Raw genomic sequence first — 23198 nt, forward strand, 5'->3', positions numbered from 1 at the left:
AAGCCAGGGGACGAACCGGCCGGGGTTCATGCCTTACTGGTCGAAAACGATAACCGAACGCGCGGTGTGGCCTGCGCGCATCTTGTCGAAACCGTCGTTGATCTGCTCGATCGGGATGCGTTCGGCGATCATCGTGTCGAGATCGAGCAGGCCGCGCATATAGAAATCGACCAGGCGCGGCATATCGACCGGGAAGTGGTTCATGCCCATGATCGCGCCTTGCAGCTTCTTTCCCGAAAGCAGGTCCATCGCCGACAGGCCCACCTTTTCGGTCAGCGGCATCATGCCCAGCACGGTGGCCGTACCGCCGCGACGCAGCGAATCGACCGCAAGCTGCGCCGAAGCGGGGCGGCCGACCGCTTCGATGGCAAAGTCCACGCCGCCCTTCGTCATTTCCACGATCTGCGCGGCCGCATCGTTGGCCAGCGCATCGACGGTGTCGGTCGCGCCCATCTTCATCGCCAGTTCGCGCTTTTCGGGCAGGGGATCGGCGGCGATGATCCGGCCCGCGCCGGCGATCTTCGCCGCGTTGATGGTTGCAAGCCCCACGCCGCCGCAGCCGACCACGGCCACCGTTTCGCCCGGCGTAACCTTGCAGGCGTTGAACACGGTGCCCGCGCCGGTCGTCACCGCGCAGCCGATAACCGCCGCGCGGTCGAGCGGCATTTCCGGATCGATCGCGGTGCAGGCGTGTTCATGGATCAGCATCATTTCGGCAAAGGCCGAAAGGTTGAGCATCTGGTTGACGGGCGTTCCGTCCTCACGCGTCAGGCGCGGGTCTTCGCCCTTGCCGCGCCGCGTTTCGCCGCCCAGGCACAATGCCATGCGGCCGGTCACGCAGAATTCGCAGTGGCCGCAGAACGCGGAAAGGCAGGTTACCACCGCGTCGCCGGGCTTCACCGTGCGCACTTCGCTGCCCACCGCCTCGACGATGCCCGCCGCTTCGTGACCGGGAACGGCGGGAAGAGGGTGCGGATAGGCGCCGTCAATGAAGTGCAGGTCCGAATGGCACAGCCCGCAGGCTACCGTGCGAATCAGCACTTCGTGCGGGCCGGGCTTCGAAATGTTGAGATTTTCTATTTCGAGCGGCTTGCCCGGCTCTACGAGGACGGCGGCTTTCATGGCTTTCTCCGATTCCCCTCCCGCTTGCGGCGGAAGTCGGGGGTGGGCATTTCCGGGGCGGGCACAGCGGCCCGCCGCCGGTCCCTCCCGCAAGCGGGAGGGAAGGTTTCGTCAGCGCGTGACGCCGATATCGCCAGAGCTGAACGCCGCATCGCCGTCATCGGGCTTTGGCGCGTGTCGGGCGAACTCGATGCGGGCGATGGCGCGGTTGTGCACTTCGTCCGGACCGTCCGCCAGGCGCAGCGTGCGCATGCCGGCATAGGCCTTGGCGAGGCCGAAGTCTTCGGACACGCCGCCGCCGCCATGGGCCTGGATCGCATCGTCGATGATGCGCAGCGCCATGTTGGGCGCCTGCACCTTGATCATCGCGATTTCCAGCGCGGCGGCCTTGTTGCCCACCTTGTCCATCATGTCTGCCGCCTTCAGGCACAGCAGGCGCGTCATTTCGATATCGGTGCGGGCCTGCGCGATGCGCTGTTCCCAGATCGAGTGTTCCGAAAGGGTCTTGCGAAAGGCGACGCGCGACTGCAGGCGGCGGGCCATCTTGGCGATGGCTTCTTCCGCCACGCCGATGGTGCGCATGCAGTGGTGGATGCGGCCCGGCCCGAGGCGGCCCTGCGCGATCTCGAACCCGCGGCCTTCGCCCAGCAGCATGTTGGATGCCGGAACGCGCACGTTATCCAGCTTGATCTCCATGTGGCCGTGCGGCGCGTCGTCATAGCCGAACACCGGCAGGTGACGCTCGATGATCACGCCCTTGGCGTCGAGCGGCATCAGCACCATCGACTGCTGCTGGTGGCGCTTGGCCTCGAAGTCGGTCTTGCCCATGACGATCGCGATCTCGCAGCGCGGATCGCCCGCGCCCGAAGACCACCACTTGCGGCCGTTGATCACGTATTCGTCGCCGTCACGCGTGATCGAGCATTCGATGTTGGTCGCATCGGAAGAAGCGACCGCGGGCTCCGTCATCAGGAAGGCGGACCGGATATCGCCGTTCATCAGCGGCCTGAGCCAGCGTTCCTTCTGTTCCAGCGTGCCGTAGCGGTGCAGCACTTCCATGTTGCCGGTATCGGGAGCGGAGCAGTTGAACACTTCGCTGGCCCAGCCCGAGCGGCCCATCTCTTCGGCGCAGAGCGCGTATTCGAGGTTGGTCAGCCCCGGACCTTCGAATTCGAAGCTGTCGTCCACGTGCGGACGTCCAGACTGGGGCGGCATGAACAGGTTCCAGATGCCCTGCGCCTTGGCGCGCGCCTTTTCTTCCTCGATCACCGGAATGATCTTCCAGCGTTCGCCTTCGGCCATCTGCTGCTTGTATTCGTGATCGCGCGGGCGAATGTGGTTCTCGATGAACTGGCGCACGCGATCGCGCCAGTAGGTCTGCCTTTCGGTCGGATCGAAATCCATGGCGCGGTGTCCTTTCCTTATACTGTCCTGTCCCGGTGCGGGTGTTTGGCAGACCGTGGCGCGTGCGCCAAGGCCTAATTTAACCGGTCAATTAAGAAGGCGTCGATGTCTCCGCCGCCATCGCTTCCAGCGAATCGAACAGGCCGGGAGCCTCTGGATCCCAGGAATGGCGCGGACCAACGGTTATCCCGCCGTCGACGATCATGGAAGCGCCGGTCATGAAGCCCGCCTTCTCGCTCGCGAGAAATGCCACCGCTTCGGCGATATCGATCGGCTGGCCGCCACGCGCCACCGGTTGCGCCTGCGAAGACATCTGCGCGATGATTGCATTGGCGGTGGTGCGCGCTTCGCCCGTCAGTTCAAGCGTGCTGGAAAAGATGTTGGTGTTGATGAAGCCCGGCTGCACGGCATTCACGCGGATGCCGTATTGCGCAAGGTCGGTCGCCGCGCACTTGGTCAGGTGCAGCACGCCCGCCTTGGCCACGGCATAGGCGGTGGGCGAATAGCCCGGCCCGACCGCCGCGACGGAAGAGGTGTTGACGATCGCCGCGCCGCCGGTCCGCGTTGAGGCGCGGCCCTTCATGTGCGGGGCGGCATAGCGGATGCCCATCGCGACGGAGCGCAGCAGCAGGTCCATCGTCCGGTCCCAGCCATCGGCTTCGATCTCGTCGATCGACGCGCGGTCGCCTCCCGCGCCGGCATTGTTGAACACGATATCGATCCCGCCTTCGGCCGCCGCGGCGCCGTCCATCAGCGCCTTGATCTCGCCGGGCTGGCAAACGTCGCAACGGACCGGGGTTATGCCCGATGCTTCGGATGCGAGCTTGTCCAGCCCGTCCATGTCGATGTCGGACGCGAAGACGTGCGCGCCTTCACGCGCGAAGAGCAGGGCGGTTTCCCGCCCGATGCCCGATGCCGCACCCGTAACCACCGCGCACTTTCCAGAGAATCGCATGACTGGCCTCTCCTGCCATTGTTTGTTCGTGCCGCAGGATAGGTTGGCGGCTGTCCGCGTCAACGCCCGAAGGCTTGACGCTACGGCATACTGCGTTTCCGAAATGGCGGAAAATCGACGCTTGCGCGCGCGCCGCGCTTCGACCTAATCTTCGAGTCGGAAGAGGAGATTACGATGTCGGACCTTGATGTCTTCCGCCGGGAAGTCCGTGCCTGGCTTGAGGAGAACTGCCCGCCGGAAATGCGCGAACCCGTCCGCGATGAAGACGATGTTTGCTGGGGCGGCCGCCATTTCACGTTCAAGAACCAGGCCCAGAAGGACTGGCTCGATCGCTGCATCGCCAAGGGCTACACCGTGCCCGCGTGGCCGAAGCAATACGGCGGCGCCGGCCTCTCCGCGGCCGAAGCGAAAGTGCTGCGTGACGAGATGGCGCGCATCGGTGCGCGCCCGCCGCTTTCCAGCTTCGGGATATGGATGCTTGGCCCGGCGCTGCTGAAGTTCGGCACCGAAGAGCAGAAGGTCCATTATCTCAACCAGATCGCGCGCGGCGAAATCCGCTGGTGCCAGGGTTATTCCGAACCGGGCAGCGGGTCCGACCTCGTCAGCTTGCAGACCTTCGGAGAGGAAGTTCACGATCCGGTGGGGGGCGATCACTGGGTGGTCAACGGCCAGAAGATCTGGACCAGCTATGCCGACAAGGCGGACTGGATCTTCTGCCTTGTCCGCACCGACAAGACGAACAAGTACCAGGGCATTTCCTTCCTGCTGTTCGACATGGAAAGCGAAGGCGTTTCGACCAAGCCGATCCTGCTGATCAGCGGCTCTTCCCCGTTCTGCGAAACCTTTTTCGACAACGTGAAGGTGCCCAGGGACCAGATCGTGGGTGAGTTGAACCGCGGCTGGGACGTGGCGAAATACCTTCTGGGGCACGAGCGCGAGATGATTTCGGCCACCGGCGGCGGCGACAGGGCCGGTGCGCTGGGCGCGATGCTGGCCCGCCACGGTCTGGAAGACCCGGTGCTGCGCGCCGAAATCGCGCAATTCGATGTCGATTCGCTCGCCTTCACGGCGATGAGCGAGAAGTTCATGGACGAGGTAAAGGTCGGCAAGGGTCATCCCGCGCAGCCCAACATGATGAAATACGCCGGAACGGAACTGAACAAGCGTCGTCACGAACTGGTCATGGGGGCAGGCGGCAGCGCCGCGCTGGAATGGGAAAGCCAGGCATCGAACGATGGCGCCAAGGCCCGTTCATGGCTGCGCACGAAGGCCAATTCGATCGAGGGCGGCACCAGCGAGGTGATGCTCAACGTGATCTCGAAGCGCATCCTGGACCTTCCGGGCGCGTGATCCCATTCTCCCTTCCCGTTTGCGGGAAGGGCCGGGGGTGGGCGCAGAATGCGACGCCATCCCATGAACAGACCCACCCCTAACCCCTCTCGCAAGCGGGAGGCGGACTGGAGAGAGAAATGCCGCTCTACCACAACGAAGACCAGGCGATGCTGGCCGAGACCGTTTCGGGCTTCATGGCCGAGGAAGGGTCGATCAAGAACCAGCTGCGCCGCTGGCGTGACGAGAACTGCAAGGACGGCTTCGGCCACGCGCTTTGGAAGCAGTTTTCCGAACTGGGGCTGACGGGCATACTGGCCGGCGAAGCCGACGGCGGGCTTGGCATGGGCCATGTCGAAGCGGGCATCGTGCTGTCCGAAATCGGCCGCAACCTTACCCCGTCGCCTTTCCTGACCACCGCGGTCATGGGCGTGACCGCGCTGAACGGTGCGTCGGATGAGCTGCGCGGGCGCTATGTCCCCGGTATCGTCGCGGGCGAAACGGTGCTGGCGATCGCGATCGACGAAGGCGCAAAGCACCGGCCCGAACGCATTGTCTGCAAGGCGGAAAAATCGGGCAACGGTTTCCGTTTGTCGGGCCGCAAGGACTTTGTGATCCACGGCGCATCGGCCGACGCGCTGATCGTCGCCGCGCGCACCTCGGGCAGCGAATCGGACGCAGACGGCATCACCCTTTTCGCCGTGCCGAAGGACGCAAGCGGCATGAGCCAGGACAGCGTGCGCCTGGTCGACAGCGCGATGGCCAGCCACGTGACGTTCGATAACGTGGAACTGGCCGGCGATGCGGTGATCGGCGAAGTCGACGGCGGCCGCGAACTGCTCGGCAGGGTGCTCAACGCGGGCCGCGTGGGCGCCGCCGCCGAACAGGTGGGCGTGGCATCGGGCGCGTTCGGCATCACCACCGAATACCTGCGCACGCGCAAGCAGTTCGGCAAGCTGATCGGTGAGTTCCAGGCGCTCCAGCACCGCGCCGCGCACCTTTATTCCGAGCTTCAGATTGCAGAGGCAGCGGCGATCAAGGCGCAGCAACTGCTGGACGAAGGATCGGAAAAGGCGGACCTTATGGTCTCGGTCGCCAAGGCCAAGGCGGGCAAGGTCGCCGGGCTGGCCGTGCGCGAAGGCGTGCAGATGCACGGCGGCGTGGGCATGACCGACGAGTTCGACATCGGGCTTTACATGAAGCGCGACCGCGCGCTGAGCGAGTTCATGGGCGATCACTATTACCACGCCGAACGCGTCGCTAAGTTGAGCGGGTATTGATAACCGGTCCCCCTTCCGCTTGCGGGAGGGGTGGAGCTGAGGCAAGTGACTCCGCGAACGGGTGGGCCTGTCCACCCGAACACATCTCGGGATGCGGCCAACCCCCGGCCCCTCCCGCAAGCGGGAGGGGAGACAAGATGGATTTCGGCAAGCTGTTCAGCCTCGAAGGCCGGGTTGCGGTTGTTACCGGCGGATCGCGCGGCATCGGCAGGATGATCGCGGAAGGCTATATCGCCGCCGGTTGCGCGCGGGTCTATATCACCGCGCGCAAGGCGCAGGCGGTTGAGGAAACCGCGAACGAACTGGGCGACAAGTGCATTCCGCTGCCCGGCGACATTTCGTCGATGCAGGGCATGGACGATCTTGTTGCCGAAGTGGCGGGGCGCGAAGGCCGGCTCGACATCCTCGTGAACAACGCGGGCGCGGCATGGGGCGCGCCGTTCGAGGAATTTCCCGAGATGGGCTGGGACAAGGTGATGAACCTCAACGTCAAGACGCCCTTCTTCCTTACCCAGAAGTTCCTGCCGCTGCTGAAATCCGCGGCAAGTTTCGAGCGTCCGGCCAAGGTGATCAACATCGGGTCGATCGACGGGATGAAGCTGAACCCGTGGGACACCTACAGCTATCACGCATCGAAAGCGGCGATCCTGCACCTGACCAAGCGCATGGCGGCGCGGCTGATTAGCGACAACATCGTGGTCAGCGCGATTGCGCCGGGCGCGTTCCCGTCGGAAATGAACAAGGCCGCCGCGCATAACACCGAAACGGTGGCGCGGGGTATTCCGGCGCGGCGCGTGGGCGATGTGGAGGACATGGCCGGCGGCGCGATCTATCTTGCCAGCCGCGCGGGCGATTATGTGGTGGGCACCGCGCTGCCGATAGACGGCGGCGTGGTCAACGCTTCCGTCCCGCGTGATTTCGTCGATCCGTCCGGGCATTGATCCGATGGCGGGGCCGGGGAACAGGACCGTCGTAACCCTGCGCGAAGGGATTTATTTCGGCGAAGGTCCGCGCTGGCATGACGGGCGCCTGTGGCTGAGCGACTTCTACCAGCACAAGGTGCTGTCGCTCGGCCTCGATGGCGAACTTGAGACCGAACTGGAATTCGACGACCAGCCATCGGGGCTTGGCTGGATGCCCGACGGGTCGCTGCTCGTCGTGTCGATGAAGCGGCGGCAGGTCTGGCGCAAGTGGCCCGACGGTCGGCTTGCGATGCACGCCGACCTTTCGGACGTTTCGAAGCATCTGTGCAACGACATGGTCGTGGATGGTGAGGGCCGGGCCTATGTCGGCAACTTCGGCTTCGACCTCGATGCGGAAATCGCCGCGCGCGGGGCGGAAAGCGTGATTGCCGACCACCCGACCGCCACGCTGGTGCGCGTCGACCCGGATGGCAGCGTATCGGTCGCGGCCGACGGACTGGGCTTTCCCAACGGCACCGTCATCACGCCCGACGGCAAGACGCTGATCGTCGGCGAATCGCTGGGTGGCCGTCTGACCGCCTTCGACATCGGGGCAGGCGGCGCGCTTTCCAACCGCCGCGTCTGGGCCGAGACCTGGCCGCGCATGCCCGACGGCATTTGCCTGGATGAAGGCGGCGCGGTGTGGATCGCCAACCCGATTGCCCCCGAATGCGCGCTGATCGCGCAAGGCGGTGAAGTGCTGGAGGTTGTCGAAACGGGCGACCTTCCATGCTTCGCCTGCATGCTGGGCGGGCCGGAAGGAAAGCACCTGTTCATGCTTGTCGCGCCCAGTTCGGACCACGCCAAGGCGGCAGAGGCCCCGCTTGGCAAGGTGCTGGTCTGCGAAGTGGACGATGCGCGGGCCGGCTGGCCCTGACGATTATGCGCCCATCAATCCGCGGACAAAGCCGATAAGGCCCGTCTGGCGTGCGCGCTTCATGCGTTCGGCGTGGAGGATTTCGCGCACCTTGGCATAGCAGGTTTCCACGTCGTCGTTGATAACGACGTAATCGTAACCGTCCCAGTGGCTGATTTCGGCCTGCGCGCGAGCCATGCGGCTGTCGATCACGTCCGCACTGTCGGTTCCGCGACCTTTCAGGCGGCGGTGCAGTTCGGCAAGGCTGGGCGGCAGGATGAACACGCGCACCACGTCCTGCTGGTCCTTCTGGTAAAGCTGCTGCGTGCCCTGCCAGTCGATATCGAACAGGAAATCCTGCCCGTCCTTCAGCCCGGCGCGGATCTGCGCCTTGGGCGTACCATAGGAATGGCCGAACACGGTTGCCCATTCATAGAACTCGTCCGCTTCCACCATACGGTCGAATTCGGGCTGGCTCACGAAGTGATAATGCGTGCCGTCCACTTCGCCGGGCCGCATCGGCCGGGTGGTGGCTGAAACCGACATCCGGATCTCGTCGTCGCGGTCCAGCAGCATCCGCGCGATGGTGGTCTTGCCCGCGCCCGATGGCGAGGAAAGGATCAGCATCAACCCGCGCCGGTGCAGCGCGTCTGACGTGGCGGAGGATGTTTGCGGGGTGGTGTCGGCCATGCGCGCTAGTGGCGCATCGCGGGGGGCGCGGTCAAGCGGCCGGATCGGGCCGGGGTTTCAGGCGAATCGGCGCGCTGCGGCGTCAGTCGTCGCCCTCGGCCGGCTTCTTCAACAGCTTCTGTCCGGTCGCGCCGGGTTTCTCCGCACCTTTCGCCCGGTCGTAAAGCGTCTTGGCAAGCAGGCCGCCGCCCACCACGATCGCGCCGGGAACCGACCGCGTCGCCAGTTTGGCCACCGTGCCCGACACGATGTTCTGCGTGAACGAACGGTTGTTCGCGATCTTTTTCGCGCGCGCGCGCCTGGCGCTTTTTGCAGGCGCCTTCGGATCGGCCGGCTTTTCGGCTCGCGGGGTCAGCAGGCTTTTTTCCACCGCCTTGCGCAGCAGCATCGATCCGCCGCGCAGCGCGATGTCGGCAATGATGATGTTGGTGATCGGGTTGGTGCTGGGGCCGGGGACTGTTTTCGCCCGCTCATGCAGCCGCTGGCGCACCGCGCCGATGCGATCCTGGGTGGAACGAAGCGCCTTGCCTGCCTTCTTGCCGCTTCTGGCCATTGTCCAAAGCCCCCTTCCGGCCGGAACCGGCCCGGATTCGCGCGCCCGGCGTTACTTCTTGCGGCCGAAATCGACCGTGACGACGTTCGACCCGTCCTCGCTTTCAACGTTCGGGCGTTCGCGCTGTTCCGGGGAATCGTTTTCCGCATCGTCGTGTGGTTCGGGCTCACCCTCTGCGGAAACGGCCTGGAATTGCAGCCCGAAGTCCACCGCCGGATCGACGAAGGCGGTGATCGCGGAGAAGGGAATCACCAGCGTTTCGGCCTTCTGGTTGAAGCTCAGCCCCACCGAAAAGCCTTCTTCGTCCACCTTCAGATCCCAGAACTTGTTCTGCAGGACGATGGTCATCTCGTCCGGGAACCTTTCGCGCAGCGATGCGGGAATGTCCACGCCGGGCGCGCCCGTCTTGAAGGTTATGTAGAAATGGTGGTTGCCGGGAAGCGTGCCGCCCGAGGTTTGAACCTCTCCCAGCACGCGGCCGACCACCGCGCGCAGGGCTTCCTGCACGATCTCGTCATAAGGGATCAGGCTGTCGGGCGTTGTATCATCCATCGGTTGAACGATTGGCCGAGCCGCGCGGAACGGTCAAGGGGGAAGCGGCGTTCCCGGTGCCACGGCCAGCGCACCGCCGCTTGCACGCACGCGGCTTGAGCGTATAGGCGCATTCCATGCGCACCGGCACGATCACTCGCAAGACCGCCGAAACCGACATCGCGGTGTCGGTCAACCTGGATGGAACCGGAACCTATTCGGTCTCTACCGGGATCGGGTTCCTCGATCACATGATCGAACAGTTCAGCCGCCATTCGCTGATCGATATCGAATGCCGGGTGAACGGCGACCTCCACGTGGACCAGCATCACACCACCGAAGACAGCGCCATCGCCATCGGCCAGGCGATTGCGCAGGCGTTGGGCGACAAGCGCGGCATCGTGCGGTACGGCAGCGCCTATTCGCCGATGGACGAGGCGCTGGCGCGCGTCGCGCTCGACATATCGGGCCGTCCGATCCTGGTGTGGAAGATGGAATTCACCCAGCCGCGCCTTGGCGAGATGGATACGGAGCTGTTCGAACACTGGTTCCAGTCGGTCGCCCAGGCCGCCGGCATCACGCTGCACATCGAAACGCTCTATGGCCAGAACAACCACCACATGATTGAGGGCATCTACAAGGGCTTCGCCCGCGCGATGCGCCAGGCGGTGGAGATCGATCCGCGCAAGGCGGATGCGGTGCCATCCACCAAGGGGCAGCTTGGCGGCTGACATGACCGAAACGGTTGCCCTGATAGACTATGGCGCGGGCAACTTGCGCTCTGTCGCCAATGCGCTGCGCGTGGCGGGTGCGCGCAGCGTGGCGGTCACAAGCGACCCGGGTGTGGTGCGCGCGGCGGACCGCGTCGTGTTGCCCGGCGTCGGCGCGTTCAAGGCGTGCATCGATGCGCTGCGCGCGATCCCGCACATGGTCGATGCGATGGAAGAGCGGGTGTTCGTGGGCGGCGCGCCGTTCCTTGGCGTCTGCGTGGGGATGCAGCTTCTGGCGGATCGCGGGCTGGAACATGGCGTGACCGAAGGGCTCGGCTGGATCGGCGGCGAGGTGCAGGCGATCGAGCGCACCGACCCGGCGATCAAGATTCCGCACATGGGCTGGAACGACGTGGCGCCGATGCACCATTCGGACGGCGCGCGGCTGATTGAACCGGGCGAGGCCTATTTCCTCCATTCCTATCACTTCGTCGCCGAAGACGGGCACCATGTCGCCGCGATGACCGACCACGGCGGCGGGCTTGTCGCGGCGGTGGCGCGCGACAACGTGCTGGGCGTTCAGTTCCATCCGGAGAAGAGCCAGGAATACGGCCTGTCGCTGCTCTCCCGCTTCCTTGAATGGAAACCCTAGATGATCGTTTTCCCGGCCATTGACCTTAAGGGCGGCCAGGTCGTGCGCCTTGCCGAAGGCGATATGGCGCGGGCCACCGTCTATGGCGATAACCCCGCTGAACAGGCCATGCTGTTCTCGCAGGCCGGATCGCAGTTCCTCCACGTGGTCGATCTGGACGGTTCGTTCGCCGGCAAGGCCGAAAACCGCGAGGCGGTGGAAGCGATCCTGCAGGCATTCCCCGGCCACGTGCAGCTTGGCGGCGGCATCCGCACCCCGGAAGCGGTGGAAGGCTGGTTCGACCTTGGCGTTTCGCGCGTCGTGATGGGCACCGCCGCGCTGAAAGACCCGCAGTTCGTGAAAGACATGGCTGCGGCTTTTCCCGGCGGGATCGTGGTGGCGGTCGACGCGAAAGACGGCATGGTGGCGACCGAAGGCTGGGCCGACGTATCGGACGTTTCGGTGGTCGACCTTGCCCGCCGGTTCGAGGATGCGGGCGTCGCCAGCCTGCTGTTCACCGACATCGGGCGCGACGGGTTGCTGAAAGGCGTGAACATCGATGCGACGGTGGACCTCGCCCGGCAGACCGACCTGCCGGTGATCGCCAGCGGCGGGGTAAAGGGCCTGTCCGACATCCGTATGCTGGCGCTCCACGCGGAAGAGGGGATCGAAGGCGTGATAACGGGCCGCGCGCTCTATGACGGGCGGCTGGACCTTGCGGCGGCGATTGCGATGGCGGAGGGATCATGACCGTCCGCGTCCGCGTCATCCCCTGTCTCGACGTCGCCAATGGCCGCGTGGTGAAGGGCGTGAACTTCGTCGACCTGAAGGACGCGGGCGATCCTGTGGAGCAGGCGCGCGCCTATGACGCGGCGGGCGCGGACGAGTTGTGTTTCCTTGACATTACCGCCAGCCACGAAGCGCGCGGCACGCTGCTGGATGTGGTCGCGCGCACGGCAGAGGTGTGCTTCATGCCGCTTACCGTCGGCGGCGGTGTGCGCAGCGCGGAAGATGCGCGTACGTTGCTGCTGGCAGGTGCGGACAAGGTGGCGGTGAACAGCGCCGCGGTCGCCCGGCCCGAACTGGTGGGCGATATCGCCGCGCGCTTCGGCAGCCAGTGCGTGGTCGGTTCGGTCGACGCGCGGCGCACCGGCGAGGGGAAGTGGGAAATCTTCACCCACGGCGGGCGCAAGCCCACGGGCGTCGATGCGCTGGAACACGCGAGGAAGCTGGCCGAGCTTGGCGCGGGCGAACTGCTCGTCACCTCGATGGACGGCGACGGAACGCAGGGCGGATACGATCTGGACCTTACCCGCACCATTGCCGACGCGGTTTCCGTGCCGGTGATCGCCAGCGGCGGGGTCGGCAACCTGCAGCACCTTGTCGAAGGGGTGAGCAAGGGGCACGCCAGCGCGGTTCTGGCCGCATCGATCTTCCATTTCGGCACGCATTCGATTGCCGATGCGCACGCGGCCCTGCGCGCGGCGGGAATATCCGCGCGCGGCTGACGCGATGACCGGCTGTTGGGGCGACGAGTCCGGGGTCGGGAGTCGGAAAACCTTACAAAGTCAGTGATTTCACGCCTTGCGTTAACCATGCTGTCGCGTCTGTGCGGCCCGTCACAGCGCGTTGGCACCGCGTTTGCTTAACCCTTTGCATAACCTGCAATAAGCCGGATGCACATCATGGTCGCGCGCACAATTGCTGCTTTCTTCGCTATGGCTCTTGCGCTTCTTGCCGTGCCGGCTCTGGCGGGGACGGGCGGCAGCATTGCGGTGCCCGAACCCACCGACCTTGCGCTGTTCGCCCTTGGCGTGATCGGGCTGATCGTGGGGCGGCGCTTCGCAACCAGGCGCGATTGACTTGACCGCGCCAGCGCTGCGGGCCATGCCGCGCCGCATGGATCACGCGGCCACCCTTTCCCGTCTGGAAGCCACGATAGCAGAGCGGCTGAAGGCGGACCCTTCCACCAGTTATGTCGCGAAGCTCCACGCGAAGGGCGTGGGCAAGATCGCGCAGAAGGTGGGTGAGGAAGCGGTGGAAACGGTGATCGCCGCGCTTTCCGGCACAGAGGCGGACCTGGCGTGCGAAGCGGCGGACCTTGTGTTCCACCTGATGGTGCTGCTTGGCGAAAAGGGCGTGCCCTTCGATGCCGTGCTGGCCGAACTCGAACGCCGCGAAGGGACCAGCGGGATTGCCGAAAAGGCGGCCCGTCCCAAGGACTGAACTGCAAAGGAAAGGCGCAAGGACCATGCCCGTCGACGCGACGCTGCCCTATGACGACCAGAACATTTTCGCGAAAATCCTGCGCGGCGAGATTCCCAACAAGACCGTTTACGAAGACGAATGGGCGCTCGCCTTCCATGACATCAACCCCCAGGCGCCCACGCATATCCTGGTGATCCCCAAGGGCGCCTATGTCAGCTGGGACGATTTTTCGGCCAGGGCCGGCGATGCGGAAATCGCCGGGTTCGTGCGCGCGGTGGGCAAGGTCGCGCGCGACGCCGGACACGTGAACCCCGGCTATCGCCTGCTTGCCAACACCGGGCCGGACAGCCACCAGGAAGTGCCGCACCTGCACGTCCATATCTTTGCCGGAAGGCCGCTCGGCCCGATGCTCGCGCGCTGAACCGGACGGCCCGCGCGGGCTCACGCGGGCCATCCATGGGATGAAACGCTTCGCACGTGGGGGAAAGCGTGATCGCGCGCTTGCCCGGTGAGTCCCCGCGCGGCTAGAAGTCGCCGCCGATGCAGTTTCCCGATCCTCCCAGCGGCCGGTTCGACGGCGCCCGCCACCTGTTCCCGGTGCGCGCCTATTTCGAGGATACCGACCTGTCCGGCGTCGTCTATCACGCCAACTACCTTCGCTGGTTCGAACGCGCGCGGTCCGACATGCTGCGCCTGCTGGGCATTGACCAGCGCGCCGCGCAGGAAGCGGGCGAGGGCGCCTATGCGGTTACCGAACTTGCGATCCGCTATCTGCGCCCGGCCAGGCTGGATGACGCGGTGGGCATCGAAAGCGTAACCACCGAAATCGCCGCCGCTTCGTGCCGCATCCGCCAGCGTGCGTTCAGGGACGGCGTGCTTCTTGCCGAAGCGAACGTGCGCGCCGCGTTCGTTGCCCCTTCGGGCCGACCCCGCCGCCAGCCCGGCGCGTGGGTGGAGGCCTTCCGCTCCGTCCTTGCCGATCCTGCCGACCTGGCCAACCCCGCCGAAACAGCCAACCCCGCCGAAACAGCCAACCCCGCCGAAACAGAAAGCCCGCCCCCCGCATGACCATCCTTGCCATGCTTGCCGAAGGCGCAAGCTCTGCGCCAACCCGCCTCAACCCCGTCCAGCTGTTCCTCGATGCCGATATCGTGGTGCAGGTGGTCATGGCCGGCCTGGTGCTTGCCAGTGTCTGGGTATGGACGATCATCGTCAGCTTCTGGCTTAAGATGGGCAGCGTCCAGCGCCGCTGCGCGAAATACGAAAGCGCGTTCTGGCAGGCGAAGGATATCGACGCCTTCCAGAACGACAACGGCGGGAAAGACGTGCCATCGGCCCGCGTGGTCGGCGCCGCGCTTGCAGAGTGGCGCCGTTCGACCTCTGGCCAGACGATCGACCGCGAAGGCACGCGCGCGCGGCTGAACACCGCGCTGGAAGGCGCGGTGGTGGAAGAGGGCGACCGACTGGGAAGCCGGCTGAACTTTCTTGCCACGGTCGGTTCCGTCGCGCCGTTCGTCGGCCTGTTCGGCACGGTCTGGGGCATCATGGAAGCGTTCTTCAATATCGGGGCGCAGCAGAATTCTTCGCTGGCGATCGTGGCGCCGGGCATTTCGGAGGCGCTGTTTGCAACGGCCATCGGCCTGTTCGCGGCGATCCCCTCTGTCATAGCCTACAACCGCTATTCGCACCGCGTGACGCGCTTTGAAACGCGGCTGTTCCGTTTTGCGGACCGCGTCCAGTCGATGCTGAGCCGCGAGCTGGAGGCCTGATCGCGTGGCGATGAACCTGGCAGGAAGCGGTGGCGGCCGGCGCGGGCGGCGCGGACGCGGCGCGGGCGGGCCGATGTCCGAAATCAACGTGACGCCGCTGGTCGACGTGATGCTGGTGCTGCTGATCATCTTCATGGTCACCGCCCCGTTGCTGACCGCGGCGGTGCCGATCGACCTGCCCGACAGCAAGGCGAAGCCGCTGGAACAGCAGCAGGACCAGGTGACGATCAGCCTCGATGCTTCGGGCAAGGTCTATCTCGACGACGAGGAACTGGCGCCCGGCGTGCTGGGCGATCGCATCGCCGCGCTGGCCACCGGGGGCAAGCCGCCGCTTGTCACGCTGCGCGCGGACCGCGCGCTCGACTATGGCCGCGTCATGGCGGTGATGGGAGAGCTGAACGCGGCGGGCATCACCTCCATCTCGCTGGTCACCAGCGGTTCATCCCCGGCCCAATAGCGTTCACTGAATGCGCGACCGGGCGGCCCCGACCTTTTCCCGAGAAGAGCGTATCGCGCTGGCGATCGCCATCGCAGCGCACGTTGCGCTGGTGGTGGCGCTTGCGCTGGGCGCGCGGGCCAGCGGGCCGATCAAGCCGCCACAGCGCATGACGGTGACGTTTTCGGATAACGTGCAGCTGAAATCGACCAGCCCCGAACCCGATGCGCAATCGATGCCCGATGTCGCGCCCCAGCGCGGCGAGGTTCCGCCCGAACCCGAACCGCCGCTGCCCATGACCCGGCCGCAACCCGATGCGAAGCCGCAGCCGGTCCCGCCGCTCCCCCGGCCCGCGCCGACCCATGCGGCCGCGCCGAAGCCGAGGCCGCAAAGCAAGCCCGCGCCGCCGAAGAAGAAGGACGAGCGCCCGCGCCGCCGCCCCGATGCGCCAGAGGGCGGCAGCCTGATCGGCAACGATTTCCTTCAGGGCGTGCCCGGCACGAACGCGCCCGGCACTTCGAAGAACCCGCCGGCCGACGCGATCGGTCCCGCCGTTGCGGCTTCGTTGTCCAGCGCCATCGCACGCCAGTTGAAACCGCACTGGAACGCGCCGCAGGGCGTGGATGCGGACAAGCTGGTTACCGTGCTGGCCTGGAGCATGAACAGCGACGGCTCGCTTGCCGGAAGGCCGCGCGTGGTGCGCCAGTTCGGCATCACGCCGTCCAACCGCGCACAGGCCGCGCGCCACGCCGAACTGGCGATCCGCGCGGTCGAACTGGCGGCCCCGTTCAATCTGCCGCCAAAGTACTATGATGCGTGGAAGCGCGTCGCCGAATTCCGATTCGACAGGAAGTTGTCCCAATGATGGCCCGAACCGCTCTATCCGCCGCAGCCGCGATTTTTGCGCTGCTTCCCGCCGCCGCGATGGCGCAATCGACAACGGTGCCCGCATCGCAGGCGCCCGCCGCGCAGCAACCGGCCGAAACGGCGGGCGGGCTTACCGGGTCCGTCTCTGACGAGAACGCGTGGGACGATATCGGCATCGCCATTCCCGCGTTCCCTACCAACCAGTCCGTGCCCACCGCCGCGGCGGGCGGCAACACGCAGGTGCTGGGCCGCAATCTTGCGAACGTGGTTTACGACGATCTGAAGAACAACGGCCTGTTCAAGCCCGTCGGACCGGATCGTTTGCCTGCGATCGGCTTTGCTACGGTCACTTTCCCGCAGTTCGACGGGTGGCGCGCGCGCGGGGCAGACATGCTGGTGCAGGGCTTCGTGAAGGGCGGGGCCGACGGCAACCTGACCGTGGGCTGCTATCTCTACGATGTGCAACTGGGACAGGAACTGGCGCGCGAAGGCTATGTGGTAAAGCCGGCGGACTGGCGCCGCGCCGCGCACAAGTGCGCCGACATGGTCTATTCGCGGCTGACCGGCGAAAGCCCGTTTTTCGATAGCCGCATCGCCTATATCGCGGAAACCGGGCCGAAGGGGCACCGGCGCAAGCAGCTGGCGGTGATGGATTCGGACGGCGCCAACCACCGCTTCATCACCAACGGCCAGGCCATCGCGCTTACCCCGCGCTATTCGCCCGACTACAAGTCTATCATGTATCTCAGCTATCTGGCCGGATCGCCCAGCATCTATGTCTATGACATCGGCACCGGCCACCAGCGCCTGCTCTATCGCACGCACAACGAAACCATCGCGCCGCGCTGGTCGCCCGATGGCAAGACGGTGCTGTTCTCCATGTCGAGCAACGGCAACACCAACATCTACAAGATGCCGTCGTCGGGCGCGGGACAGCCGGTGCAACTGACCAACACGCCGGGCATCAACGTGGGCGGCAGCTTCTCGCCCGATGGCAGCAAGATCGTGTTCGAAAGCGACCGGTCGGGCAGCCAGCAGTGCTATGTGATGAACGCGGACGGATCGAACCAGCACCGCATCAGCTTTTTCGGCGGCCGCTGCGCGACGCCCGAATGGAGCCCGCGCGGAGACCTGATCGCGTTCACCAACACCGCCAGCTTCCGCATCGGCGTGATGACGCCCACCGGCGGGGATGTGCGGATGCTGACCAATTCCTGGCAGGACGAAGCGCCCACCTGGTCCCCCAACGGCCGGATCATCCAGTTCTTCCGCACCCAGAAGAACACGGGCGACACGTCCATCTGGCAGGTGGACCTGACCGGGCGCAACCTGCGCCGCCTGCCCACACCCGTAGACGCTTCCGACCCTGCCTGGGGACCCGTTCTACCCTGAAGGCGTTGCCTGATGGTGCCCCCCGGCCATAGACTTTGACGCGCGAAAGGAGATCACCATGCCTAACCTGCCCAATCGCCGCCTGATCCTGCTCGCATCGGCAGCCGCCGCCAGCATGGGGCTGGCCGCCTGTTCGCCCAAGCCGCCCAAGGCGCTGCCGCCCGAGCCCGGCGCAACGACGACCACGACCACGCCCGATACCACGCCTTCCGGCCCGACACCGGGCAGCCAGGCCGATTTCGTCGCCTCGGTGATGTCGGATACGATCCACTTCGATACCGACATGTACAACATCGATCCGGCCAGCCAGCAGATCCTGTCCAGCCAGGCGCAATGGCTGGCGCGCTATCCCGGCAAGAGGATCACCGTCGAAGGGCATTGCGACGAGCGCGGCACGCGCGAATACAACCTTGCCCTGGGTGAACGCCGCGCCAATGCGGCGAAGAACTATCTTGTCAGCCTGGGTATCGCCGCCTCGCGGATCAACACCGTCAGCTACGGGAAGGAGCGGCCGATCGCGCTCGGTTCCAATCCGGCGGCATGGGCGCAGAACCGCCGTGCGGTGACCGTCACGATCCAGTAGGCGGTTTCACGCCCTGACGCGGCGCGGGGGACGCGGTTCGGGCTTTCGTGCCTGTCCCGCTTCCCCCGCGCGCCTGTTTGGGCCACAATAGGGCCGTGTGCCCCGGCACCCGAAAATGCCCGTTCCATTTCGACAAGCGGTGATCCCTTGGCCTGCCCGATGCCTTTCCCTGTCAACTTCGCGCCATGCGCGGTCCATGCGCGCGCGCCGGCCAGATGCATTGCAGGGGCGATGTAATGGCGCGTCAGGGACGGTCGATGGACTGGGGTTTCCCCCGCTGGCGCGGCTATGGCGCGGGGCGCGAAGCCACGCAGGTGCGCCTGTGCGACAAGGTGGGGTGTGACGAGCCGGGCGATTGCCCCGCGCCGAAGTCTCCCAACAGCCGCGAACGCTGGTATTTCTGCGAAAAGCACGCGGCGGAATACAACCGCGGCTGGAACTATTTCGAAGGGCTCGACAAGGAAGAGGCCGCCGCGCGCGAACAGAGCGAGCGGGCCGAAAGCGCGGGCTATAGCGAGGCTTCGCACTACGGCTGGGCCGGATCGGGCGACGGCACGCGCAGCCGTGACGAGATGCGCGCGCTGGACGTGCTCGGCCTGGAAGCGGACGCGACGTTCGACGACGTGCGCAAGGCGTGGCGCACGAAGGCCAAGGAAGTCCACCCCGACGTGCGACCGGGAGACGCGGAAGCCGCCAAGGCCTTCCAGACGCTGCAACTGGCCTACGAAGTGCTGCGCGCCGCCGAGGAACGGCGCGAGTGGAAGGGGTAGGGGCTCTCCCGGCCCGGCCCCGGCCTGCGTTCTTGCGCATATTCGCATAAAATGGTCCAATCCGGTGCGGGCCGGCACAGGCTGGCCGCACCCGTGGAACACCGCATGGCCGAGTCGCGGCACGCGCGGACCATGAAGGGGAGAGGGCAGATGACGGAAACGAGAACGGACCGGCGCGGCGTGATCGGCGCGGGCGCGCTTGTGGCTGGCGTGGCCGGGGCAGGAGTGCTGGCATCGGCTCCGGCGCGGGCGGAAGACGCGGGTGGCTGGAAGGCGGCGCAAGAGCCGCAGGACGCGTGGATGGACATTCCCGGCACGCGCCACCGGATGGTTTACGATTCGAACAGTCCGCAGGGTTTTGCCGAGGCGTTGTTCTATGCCTCCAACTATTATTTCGCGAACAAGGCGGGATACGGCCTTTCGCCGGACACGCTGGGCGTGATCCTGATCGCGCGGCACATGGGCACGCCGTTCGCCTATACCGATGCGATCTGGGCGAAGTACGGTGCGGCCTTCGCCAAGGTCGCGGGGCTGGAAGGCAAGGAGGCGGAACTTGCCAAAACGGTGAACCCCCTGCTGGTTCCGGGGCGCGTGGCGATGTCCGGACCGGCGGGCGACGCTTCGGTTGCAACGCTGGCAAAGACAGGCGCGCGCTTCGCGGTCTGCGGCCTGGCGACCACCTTCATCGCCGGGATGCTGGCCAAGGAAACGGGCGGTTCGGCCAAGGACATCGACGCGGAATTGAGCGCCGGGCTGGTGCCGGGCGCGACGATGGTCGCGGCGGGCATCCTGGCGGTAGAGCGCGCGCAATCGCACGGATATGCATTCGCCTACGTAGGCTGATCTGGCCGATCCGCCGGGGCGGAGGCGATGCCCGTCAACGCGTCCCGCAGTTCGGCGGGAGAAACCGCATAGGGCGGCTGGAACGGATTTCCGTGCACCAGCACGATGGCGGCGGTGGGCGCGGCAGCCAGCCCGAACAGACCCATGCCGATCAGCGCGGCCATCGGCGCGCCCGCATGGATCACCGCGATGGACAGCAGGGTAAGGAAGCCGAGGAACGCCATGCTCAGCCATTTGAGCGGGTTGATGTGCGCGCGGCTGAGGCCGACGCGCAGCCAACGGTTGCTGCGAATTTCGCCGATGAGATCGAGAATCGCCTTGTGCACTACCGGTCCCGCCGTGTCGGCAAGATCCGGATCGGCGGACCTGTCCAGCATCAGGTCCGCCGCGTTCGCCGCTTCCCCCGATGTTTCGCAGCGCGCCAGCGCACGCCACTCGCCGGCCGCCGCTGCCGCATAGAGATGGACGGCGGCGCGCAATCCCCGGCCGCTTTCGCCCGCCTTGCGCAGCAGGATTTCCAGCCCCCGGATTGCATCGGCTTCGCGCAGCACGGCGTTGCGCGCCTGTGTATGGGCGCTCCACGTGTCGTTCGCCAGGAAGGCCAGCGTCAGGCCGAACAGAACGCCCAGTATGTTGAGGAACGGGGACGCGATCTGCTGCATGGCAGGGACGAGGCCGGTCCATGCAGGCAGGGTCATCGCCCACGCCAGCACCACGATGGCCCCGGCCGTTCCCGCAACGGCGATGGCGCCATAGGCATAGTGATCGAATCGGTTCCAGGTGCTGCGCACGCTCATCGGTATCCCCCAATTGCCCGGCCCGGTTACCGGCAGGCCGGGCTTCGCGCTCCCGCATCGGCCATGCCAGCAAGCGCCGCGCGGTTCAATTTCGCAGCGTCCAAAGCGCCACGGGAATATACCCGGATCGGTTTGTATTTGCGCGGCCGGTCGTTTTAACCGGCGCGATCCAGTTCCGCGTCCAGCAGTTCATGCACGCGCGCCTCTCCGGGGAAGCCTTCGGCCACCCAGCGGTCTTCCACCGCGCGCAGGATGCGGGCGACTTCGGGGCCTTTGCCCACGCCGCGCGCGACGATCTCTCCGCCCTTCAGCGGCAGGCGGGGGATTTCCCAGCCGTCCAGCGGCGTTATCGGCGCGCCGGCCAGCAGCAGCCGGTCGATCGCCTGTTCGCGCCCCAGCCGGTAGGCGAGAGCGCGGGCATCCTCCGGCCCGTCCACCCGCGCGGCGGCGGATGCCAGGCGCTTTCTCTGCGCGGTCGAAAGACGAAGCCGCGATGCGACGTCGCTTGCCACTTGCGGCTGCGGGGGCAGTAGCGCGGCAAAGCGGCGGATCGGATCGGGCGCAACCTGCTGGCGGCCTTCGCGGGCAACCAGTTCGGAAAGCGCGGCAATGCCCTTTGCATCGACTTCGGGCAGAACTTCGCGCAGCACGCCAAGGTCGGCCATGCGCGCCACGGTGGGCGCGGGATCGGGCAGCGAGAGCAGGTTGACCAGTTCCCACGCCACGCGTTCGCGCGATAAGCCCTTCATGCCGGGGGCCAGTTCGGCCACCGCCTGTTCCGCCCCGGTATCCGCCGGCAAGGAACCGAAGCGCGCCTGAAAGCGGAAATAGCGCAGGATGCGCAGGTAATCCTCGCGGATGCGCTGGCGCGCATCGCCGATGAAGCGAACGTGGTGCGCCTCCAGGTCGGCCAGCCCGCCGAACCAGTCGAAAACCTCAAGCGTGCGCGGATCGGCATAGAGCGCGTTGATCGTGAAATCGCGCCGCGCGGCGTCTTCTTCCCACGCGGTCGAAAACGCGATTGTCGCGTGCCGCCCGTCGGTGGAGACATCGCGCCGCAGCGTGGTGATCTCAACGTTTCCGCTGTCCAGCAGGGCGGTAACCGTGCCGTGCGCCAGCCCGGTCGGCACAGTGCGGATGCCTGCCCCCTTCAGCCGCGCGATCACCTCTTGCGGTTCGTGCTTCGTCGCAATGTCTATGTCCGCAACCGCGATGCCCAGCAGCGTGTCGCGCACCGCGCCACCCACGTGGCGCGCGCTGTCGCCTTCGGGATCGAGCGCGTCGACCAGCGCGAGCAGGTCCGCCCGCCGGGTCCAGTCCGCCTCAGGCAGCAGGGCCATGCCAGTCGATCCTTTTGGCAAGGTTGGCGATGATCGCCGCGGTCACGCCCCAGATGCGATGCCCGTTCCACATGATTTCGATGTAGGACCGTTCCGCCCCCCGGAAAACCGCACTTTTGCGTTCGTGGTTCGCGGTGTCGAGCACGAAGCCGAACGGCGGTTCGAACCAGTCGGCCACTTCGGCGGGATTTGGCTCCAGCGGCAGGTCGGGCGGAACGCGGGCGAGCACCGGCGTCACGTCATACCCGGTGCCGGTGCGGAACCTGTCCGTCTCGCCGATCACCTGCACGTCGGCCGCGCGGATGCCCAGTTCCTCTTCCGCTTCGCGCAGCGCGGCCTCCGTCGGCGTTTCGCCGGGTTCCAGCTTGCCGCCGGGAAAGGCCGCCTGTCCCGGATGCGCGCGCATATGGGAAGGGCGGTGGATCAACAGCACGCCCGGCCCTTCGGGATGGTCGCCGCGATCGGTAACCGCCATCAGCACGGCCGCCGGCCGCAGGCGTTCGTCGGGCAGGTCGCGCCAGTCGTCCAGCAAGCGGCCCACCGGCCGCGCGTGGCCTTCGGCATAGAGCGCGCCGAGCCTGTCGAGCAGTGGGGACGTCATGCGCCGGGCACCAGCGCAAATCGCATGCCGCCGCTTTCCACCGCCAGCGCGCCGGGCGGCGAAACGGCAAGCGCATGGTCGACCAGCTGGGCATAGGTGCTGCGGTTCAGCTTCGCTTCCACGCCGTTTTGCGCGGTTACATAGATCCCCGGCACGTCGGCATCGCCGCGCGCGGCGATCGGGTGATCCGGCCCCGCGATCACCAGGTCATCCGTATTGAGCCGAAAGGCGAGCGCGGGACGGCCCGCGCCATCCGTGCGCTCCTGCATGTCGATGGCGACCAGCGCCGCGTCCTCTACCTCTATCGACTGCTTCTCATGAGGAAGGACCAGCCAGTGCGAACCGTCCGCATCGCGCCGCAGCAGGCTGGCGAAGGCGCGGACCATCGCCGGACGCCGGATCTCTCCGCCGTCGTGGAACCAGCGCCCGCCGGCATCGATGCGCATCAGGCTGTCGGCCGCCGCATCGGGTTGCCACGTTTCCACCGGTGGCAGCTTGCGCGCGGCAACCGCCTCGGCAATCTGCTCAAGCGATAGTCCGGCAAGGTCTGGGGGCGGTTCATAAGGCAT

29 protein-coding genes are annotated in these 23198 nt (G+C 66.2%); 19 read left to right on the forward strand and 10 right to left on the reverse strand.

Going from position 1 to position 23198, the window contains the following annotated elements:
• Nucleotides 1–33: 33 nt before the first annotated feature.
• From RXV95_RS03960 to RXV95_RS03970, 3 genes are all read right to left on the reverse strand, one after another.
• Nucleotides 34–1122 (reverse strand): Zn-dependent alcohol dehydrogenase, encoded by a 1089-nt coding sequence (locus tag RXV95_RS03960; protein WP_338467719.1) that lies wholly within the window; start codon nucleotides 1120–1122, stop codon nucleotides 34–36.
• A gap of 111 nt (nucleotides 1123–1233) precedes the next feature.
• The gene (locus tag RXV95_RS03965; RefSeq protein WP_338467720.1) at nucleotides 1234–2526 is read right to left on the reverse strand and encodes an acyl-CoA dehydrogenase family protein; all 1293 of its coding nucleotides are present in this window, start codon (nucleotides 2524–2526) and stop codon (nucleotides 1234–1236) included.
• A 91-nt stretch (nucleotides 2527–2617) separates the two neighbouring features.
• The gene (locus RXV95_RS03970) at nucleotides 2618–3481 is read right to left on the reverse strand and encodes an SDR family oxidoreductase (RefSeq protein WP_338467721.1); all 864 of its coding nucleotides are present in this window, start codon (nucleotides 3479–3481) and stop codon (nucleotides 2618–2620) included.
• A 174-nt stretch (nucleotides 3482–3655) separates the two neighbouring features.
• On the opposite strand from RXV95_RS03970, the gene RXV95_RS03975 reads away from it, so the two are divergent.
• From RXV95_RS03975 to RXV95_RS03990, 4 genes are all read left to right on the forward strand, one after another.
• Nucleotides 3656–4831, forward strand: coding sequence for an acyl-CoA dehydrogenase family protein (locus tag RXV95_RS03975; RefSeq protein WP_338467722.1), 1176 nt, complete (start codon nucleotides 3656–3658; stop codon nucleotides 4829–4831).
• Nucleotides 4832–4950: 119 nt separating this feature from the next.
• Nucleotides 4951–6090, forward strand: a complete 1140-nt coding sequence (locus RXV95_RS03980; protein ID WP_338467723.1) for an acyl-CoA dehydrogenase family protein — start codon at nucleotides 4951–4953, stop codon at nucleotides 6088–6090.
• A gap of 137 nt (nucleotides 6091–6227) precedes the next feature.
• Complete coding sequence (locus RXV95_RS03985; protein ID WP_338467724.1) at nucleotides 6228–7031, forward strand: SDR family NAD(P)-dependent oxidoreductase; 804 nt, start codon at nucleotides 6228–6230, stop codon at nucleotides 7029–7031.
• Nucleotides 7003–7929 (forward strand): SMP-30/gluconolactonase/LRE family protein, encoded by a 927-nt coding sequence (locus RXV95_RS03990; protein ID WP_338467725.1) that lies wholly within the window; start codon nucleotides 7003–7005, stop codon nucleotides 7927–7929. Before RXV95_RS03985 ends, RXV95_RS03990 begins: the two co-directional genes overlap by 29 nt.
• Nucleotides 7930–7932: 3 nt before the next feature.
• On the opposite strand, the gene gmk is transcribed toward RXV95_RS03990, so the two are convergent.
• From gmk to RXV95_RS04005, 3 genes are all read right to left on the reverse strand, one after another.
• Nucleotides 7933–8598, reverse strand: coding sequence for a guanylate kinase (gmk, locus tag RXV95_RS03995; protein WP_338467726.1), 666 nt, complete (start codon nucleotides 8596–8598; stop codon nucleotides 7933–7935).
• Nucleotides 8599–8680: 82 nt separating this feature from the next.
• On the reverse strand, nucleotides 8681–9151 hold the full coding sequence (locus RXV95_RS04000) for a hypothetical protein (RefSeq protein WP_338467727.1): 471 nt from the start codon (nucleotides 9149–9151) through the stop codon (nucleotides 8681–8683).
• 51 nt (nucleotides 9152–9202) lie between these two features.
• Nucleotides 9203–9703, reverse strand: coding sequence for a ClpXP protease specificity-enhancing factor SspB (locus tag RXV95_RS04005; protein WP_338467728.1), 501 nt, complete (start codon nucleotides 9701–9703; stop codon nucleotides 9203–9205).
• A 116-nt stretch (nucleotides 9704–9819) separates the two neighbouring features.
• Here RXV95_RS04005 and hisB point away from each other — a divergent pair, with 116 nt between their 5' ends.
• The 15 genes from hisB (at nucleotide 9820) to RXV95_RS04080 (ending at nucleotide 19891) form a co-directional block, all read left to right on the forward strand.
• Complete coding sequence (gene hisB / locus RXV95_RS04010; RefSeq protein WP_338467729.1) at nucleotides 9820–10413, forward strand: imidazoleglycerol-phosphate dehydratase HisB; 594 nt, start codon at nucleotides 9820–9822, stop codon at nucleotides 10411–10413.
• 1 nt (nucleotide 10414) lies between these two features.
• Nucleotides 10415–11044: an imidazole glycerol phosphate synthase subunit HisH gene (gene hisH, locus RXV95_RS04015; RefSeq protein WP_338467730.1), complete on the forward strand. Its 630-nt coding sequence runs from the start codon at nucleotides 10415–10417 to the stop codon at nucleotides 11042–11044.
• Nucleotides 11045–11773 carry a 1-(5-phosphoribosyl)-5-[(5-phosphoribosylamino)methylideneamino]imidazole-4-carboxamide isomerase gene (gene hisA, locus RXV95_RS04020; RefSeq protein ID WP_338467731.1) on the forward strand — a complete coding sequence of 243 codons (729 nt, stop codon included), beginning with the start codon at nucleotides 11045–11047 and terminating at the stop codon, nucleotides 11771–11773.
• Complete coding sequence (gene hisF / locus RXV95_RS04025) at nucleotides 11770–12531, forward strand: imidazole glycerol phosphate synthase subunit HisF (protein WP_338467732.1); 762 nt, start codon at nucleotides 11770–11772, stop codon at nucleotides 12529–12531. Before hisA ends, hisF begins: the two co-directional genes overlap by 4 nt.
• A 210-nt stretch (nucleotides 12532–12741) precedes the next feature.
• Entirely contained in the window at nucleotides 12742–12885 is a 144-nt protein-coding gene (locus tag RXV95_RS04030; protein ID WP_338467733.1) for a PEP-CTERM sorting domain-containing protein, read from the forward strand.
• A 37-nt stretch (nucleotides 12886–12922) separates the two neighbouring features.
• Nucleotides 12923–13249 carry a phosphoribosyl-ATP diphosphatase gene (locus tag RXV95_RS04035; RefSeq protein WP_338468489.1) on the forward strand — a complete coding sequence of 109 codons (327 nt, stop codon included), beginning with the start codon at nucleotides 12923–12925 and terminating at the stop codon, nucleotides 13247–13249.
• Nucleotides 13250–13274: 25 nt separating this feature from the next.
• Nucleotides 13275–13652 carry a histidine triad nucleotide-binding protein gene (locus RXV95_RS04040; RefSeq protein WP_338467734.1) on the forward strand — a complete coding sequence of 126 codons (378 nt, stop codon included), beginning with the start codon at nucleotides 13275–13277 and terminating at the stop codon, nucleotides 13650–13652.
• A 119-nt stretch (nucleotides 13653–13771) separates the two neighbouring features.
• The gene (locus tag RXV95_RS04045; protein WP_338467735.1) at nucleotides 13772–14299 is read left to right on the forward strand and encodes a YbgC/FadM family acyl-CoA thioesterase; all 528 of its coding nucleotides are present in this window, start codon (nucleotides 13772–13774) and stop codon (nucleotides 14297–14299) included.
• Nucleotides 14296–15000, forward strand: a complete 705-nt coding sequence (gene tolQ, locus RXV95_RS04050) for a protein TolQ (protein WP_338467736.1) — start codon at nucleotides 14296–14298, stop codon at nucleotides 14998–15000. The genes RXV95_RS04045 and tolQ overlap by 4 nt, the downstream gene beginning before the upstream one ends.
• A 10-nt stretch (nucleotides 15001–15010) precedes the next feature.
• Nucleotides 15011–15457 carry a biopolymer transporter ExbD gene (locus tag RXV95_RS04055; RefSeq protein WP_338468490.1) on the forward strand — a complete coding sequence of 149 codons (447 nt, stop codon included), beginning with the start codon at nucleotides 15011–15013 and terminating at the stop codon, nucleotides 15455–15457.
• Between the two features lie 10 nt (nucleotides 15458–15467).
• A complete protein-coding gene (locus RXV95_RS04060; RefSeq protein WP_338467737.1) occupies nucleotides 15468–16301 on the forward strand; it encodes a hypothetical protein in 834 nt (277 codons plus the stop codon).
• A gap of 59 nt (nucleotides 16302–16360) precedes the next feature.
• The gene (gene tolB, locus RXV95_RS04065) at nucleotides 16361–17695 is read left to right on the forward strand and encodes a Tol-Pal system beta propeller repeat protein TolB (protein ID WP_338468491.1); all 1335 of its coding nucleotides are present in this window, start codon (nucleotides 16361–16363) and stop codon (nucleotides 17693–17695) included.
• A 58-nt stretch (nucleotides 17696–17753) separates the two neighbouring features.
• Nucleotides 17754–18278, forward strand: a complete 525-nt coding sequence (pal, locus tag RXV95_RS04070; RefSeq protein ID WP_338467738.1) for a peptidoglycan-associated lipoprotein Pal — start codon at nucleotides 17754–17756, stop codon at nucleotides 18276–18278.
• A 236-nt stretch (nucleotides 18279–18514) separates the two neighbouring features.
• Nucleotides 18515–19048 (forward strand): J domain-containing protein, encoded by a 534-nt coding sequence (locus tag RXV95_RS04075; RefSeq protein WP_338467739.1) that lies wholly within the window; start codon nucleotides 18515–18517, stop codon nucleotides 19046–19048.
• Nucleotides 19049–19198: 150 nt separating this feature from the next.
• Nucleotides 19199–19891, forward strand: coding sequence for a hypothetical protein (locus tag RXV95_RS04080; protein ID WP_338467740.1), 693 nt, complete (start codon nucleotides 19199–19201; stop codon nucleotides 19889–19891).
• Here RXV95_RS04080 and RXV95_RS04085 read toward each other — a convergent pair.
• The 4 genes from RXV95_RS04085 to RXV95_RS04100 form a co-directional block, all read right to left on the reverse strand.
• Complete coding sequence (locus RXV95_RS04085; protein WP_338467741.1) at nucleotides 19879–20688, reverse strand: hypothetical protein; 810 nt, start codon at nucleotides 20686–20688, stop codon at nucleotides 19879–19881. The two genes, RXV95_RS04080 and RXV95_RS04085, sit on opposite strands and share 13 nt — an antisense overlap.
• Before the next feature lie 155 nt (nucleotides 20689–20843).
• Nucleotides 20844–22028, reverse strand: a complete 1185-nt coding sequence (locus RXV95_RS04090; protein ID WP_338467742.1) for a CCA tRNA nucleotidyltransferase — start codon at nucleotides 22026–22028, stop codon at nucleotides 20844–20846.
• Nucleotides 22012–22629 (reverse strand): CoA pyrophosphatase, encoded by a 618-nt coding sequence (locus tag RXV95_RS04095; protein WP_338467743.1) that lies wholly within the window; start codon nucleotides 22627–22629, stop codon nucleotides 22012–22014. The genes RXV95_RS04090 and RXV95_RS04095 overlap by 17 nt, the downstream gene beginning before the upstream one ends.
• Nucleotides 22626–23198 carry a DUF1285 domain-containing protein gene (locus tag RXV95_RS04100; protein ID WP_338467744.1) on the reverse strand — a complete coding sequence of 191 codons (573 nt, stop codon included), beginning with the start codon at nucleotides 23196–23198 and terminating at the stop codon, nucleotides 22626–22628. The genes RXV95_RS04095 and RXV95_RS04100 overlap by 4 nt, the downstream gene beginning before the upstream one ends.

The organism is Novosphingobium sp. ZN18A2, from assembly GCF_036784765.1.
In the GTDB taxonomy this organism is placed as follows: domain Bacteria; phylum Pseudomonadota; class Alphaproteobacteria; order Sphingomonadales; family Sphingomonadaceae; genus Novosphingobium.

Excerpts from the sequence above, each read along its gene's own strand:
- RXV95_RS03960 (WP_338467719.1), bottom strand. The coding sequence starts at position 1,122 with ATGAAAGCCGCCGTCCTCGTAGAGCCGGGCAAGCCGCTCGAAATAGAA.
- RXV95_RS03965 (WP_338467720.1), bottom strand. The coding sequence starts at position 2,526 with ATGGATTTCGATCCGACCGAAAGGCAGACCTACTGGCGCGATCGCGTG.
- RXV95_RS03970 (WP_338467721.1), bottom strand. The coding sequence starts at position 3,481 with ATGCGATTCTCTGGAAAGTGCGCGGTGGTTACGGGTGCGGCATCGGGC.
- RXV95_RS03975 (WP_338467722.1), top strand. The coding sequence starts at position 3,656 with ATGTCGGACCTTGATGTCTTCCGCCGGGAAGTCCGTGCCTGGCTTGAG.
- RXV95_RS03980 (WP_338467723.1), top strand. The coding sequence starts at position 4,951 with ATGCCGCTCTACCACAACGAAGACCAGGCGATGCTGGCCGAGACCGTT.
- RXV95_RS03985 (WP_338467724.1), top strand. The coding sequence starts at position 6,228 with ATGGATTTCGGCAAGCTGTTCAGCCTCGAAGGCCGGGTTGCGGTTGTT.
- gmk (WP_338467726.1), bottom strand. The coding sequence starts at position 8,598 with ATGGCCGACACCACCCCGCAAACATCCTCCGCCACGTCAGACGCGCTG.
- RXV95_RS04000 (WP_338467727.1), bottom strand. The coding sequence starts at position 9,151 with ATGGCCAGAAGCGGCAAGAAGGCAGGCAAGGCGCTTCGTTCCACCCAG.
- RXV95_RS04005 (WP_338467728.1), bottom strand. The coding sequence starts at position 9,703 with ATGGATGATACAACGCCCGACAGCCTGATCCCTTATGACGAGATCGTG.
- hisB (WP_338467729.1), top strand. The coding sequence starts at position 9,820 with ATGCGCACCGGCACGATCACTCGCAAGACCGCCGAAACCGACATCGCG.
- hisH (WP_338467730.1), top strand. The coding sequence starts at position 10,415 with ATGACCGAAACGGTTGCCCTGATAGACTATGGCGCGGGCAACTTGCGC.
- hisA (WP_338467731.1), top strand. The coding sequence starts at position 11,045 with ATGATCGTTTTCCCGGCCATTGACCTTAAGGGCGGCCAGGTCGTGCGC.
- hisF (WP_338467732.1), top strand. The coding sequence starts at position 11,770 with ATGACCGTCCGCGTCCGCGTCATCCCCTGTCTCGACGTCGCCAATGGC.
- RXV95_RS04030 (WP_338467733.1), top strand. The coding sequence starts at position 12,742 with ATGGCTCTTGCGCTTCTTGCCGTGCCGGCTCTGGCGGGGACGGGCGGC.
- RXV95_RS04035 (WP_338468489.1), top strand. The coding sequence starts at position 12,923 with ATGGATCACGCGGCCACCCTTTCCCGTCTGGAAGCCACGATAGCAGAG.
- RXV95_RS04040 (WP_338467734.1), top strand. The coding sequence starts at position 13,275 with ATGCCCGTCGACGCGACGCTGCCCTATGACGACCAGAACATTTTCGCG.
- RXV95_RS04045 (WP_338467735.1), top strand. The coding sequence starts at position 13,772 with ATGCAGTTTCCCGATCCTCCCAGCGGCCGGTTCGACGGCGCCCGCCAC.
- tolQ (WP_338467736.1), top strand. The coding sequence starts at position 14,296 with ATGACCATCCTTGCCATGCTTGCCGAAGGCGCAAGCTCTGCGCCAACC.
- RXV95_RS04055 (WP_338468490.1), top strand. The coding sequence starts at position 15,011 with ATGAACCTGGCAGGAAGCGGTGGCGGCCGGCGCGGGCGGCGCGGACGC.
- RXV95_RS04060 (WP_338467737.1), top strand. The coding sequence starts at position 15,468 with ATGCGCGACCGGGCGGCCCCGACCTTTTCCCGAGAAGAGCGTATCGCG.
- tolB (WP_338468491.1), top strand. The coding sequence starts at position 16,361 with ATGGCGCAATCGACAACGGTGCCCGCATCGCAGGCGCCCGCCGCGCAG.
- pal (WP_338467738.1), top strand. The coding sequence starts at position 17,754 with ATGCCTAACCTGCCCAATCGCCGCCTGATCCTGCTCGCATCGGCAGCC.
- RXV95_RS04075 (WP_338467739.1), top strand. The coding sequence starts at position 18,515 with ATGGCGCGTCAGGGACGGTCGATGGACTGGGGTTTCCCCCGCTGGCGC.
- RXV95_RS04080 (WP_338467740.1), top strand. The coding sequence starts at position 19,199 with ATGACGGAAACGAGAACGGACCGGCGCGGCGTGATCGGCGCGGGCGCG.
- RXV95_RS04085 (WP_338467741.1), bottom strand. The coding sequence starts at position 20,688 with ATGAGCGTGCGCAGCACCTGGAACCGATTCGATCACTATGCCTATGGC.
- RXV95_RS04090 (WP_338467742.1), bottom strand. The coding sequence starts at position 22,028 with ATGGCCCTGCTGCCTGAGGCGGACTGGACCCGGCGGGCGGACCTGCTC.
- RXV95_RS04095 (WP_338467743.1), bottom strand. The coding sequence starts at position 22,629 with ATGACGTCCCCACTGCTCGACAGGCTCGGCGCGCTCTATGCCGAAGGC.
- RXV95_RS04100 (WP_338467744.1), bottom strand. The coding sequence starts at position 23,198 with ATGCCTTATGAACCGCCCCCAGACCTTGCCGGACTATCGCTTGAGCAG.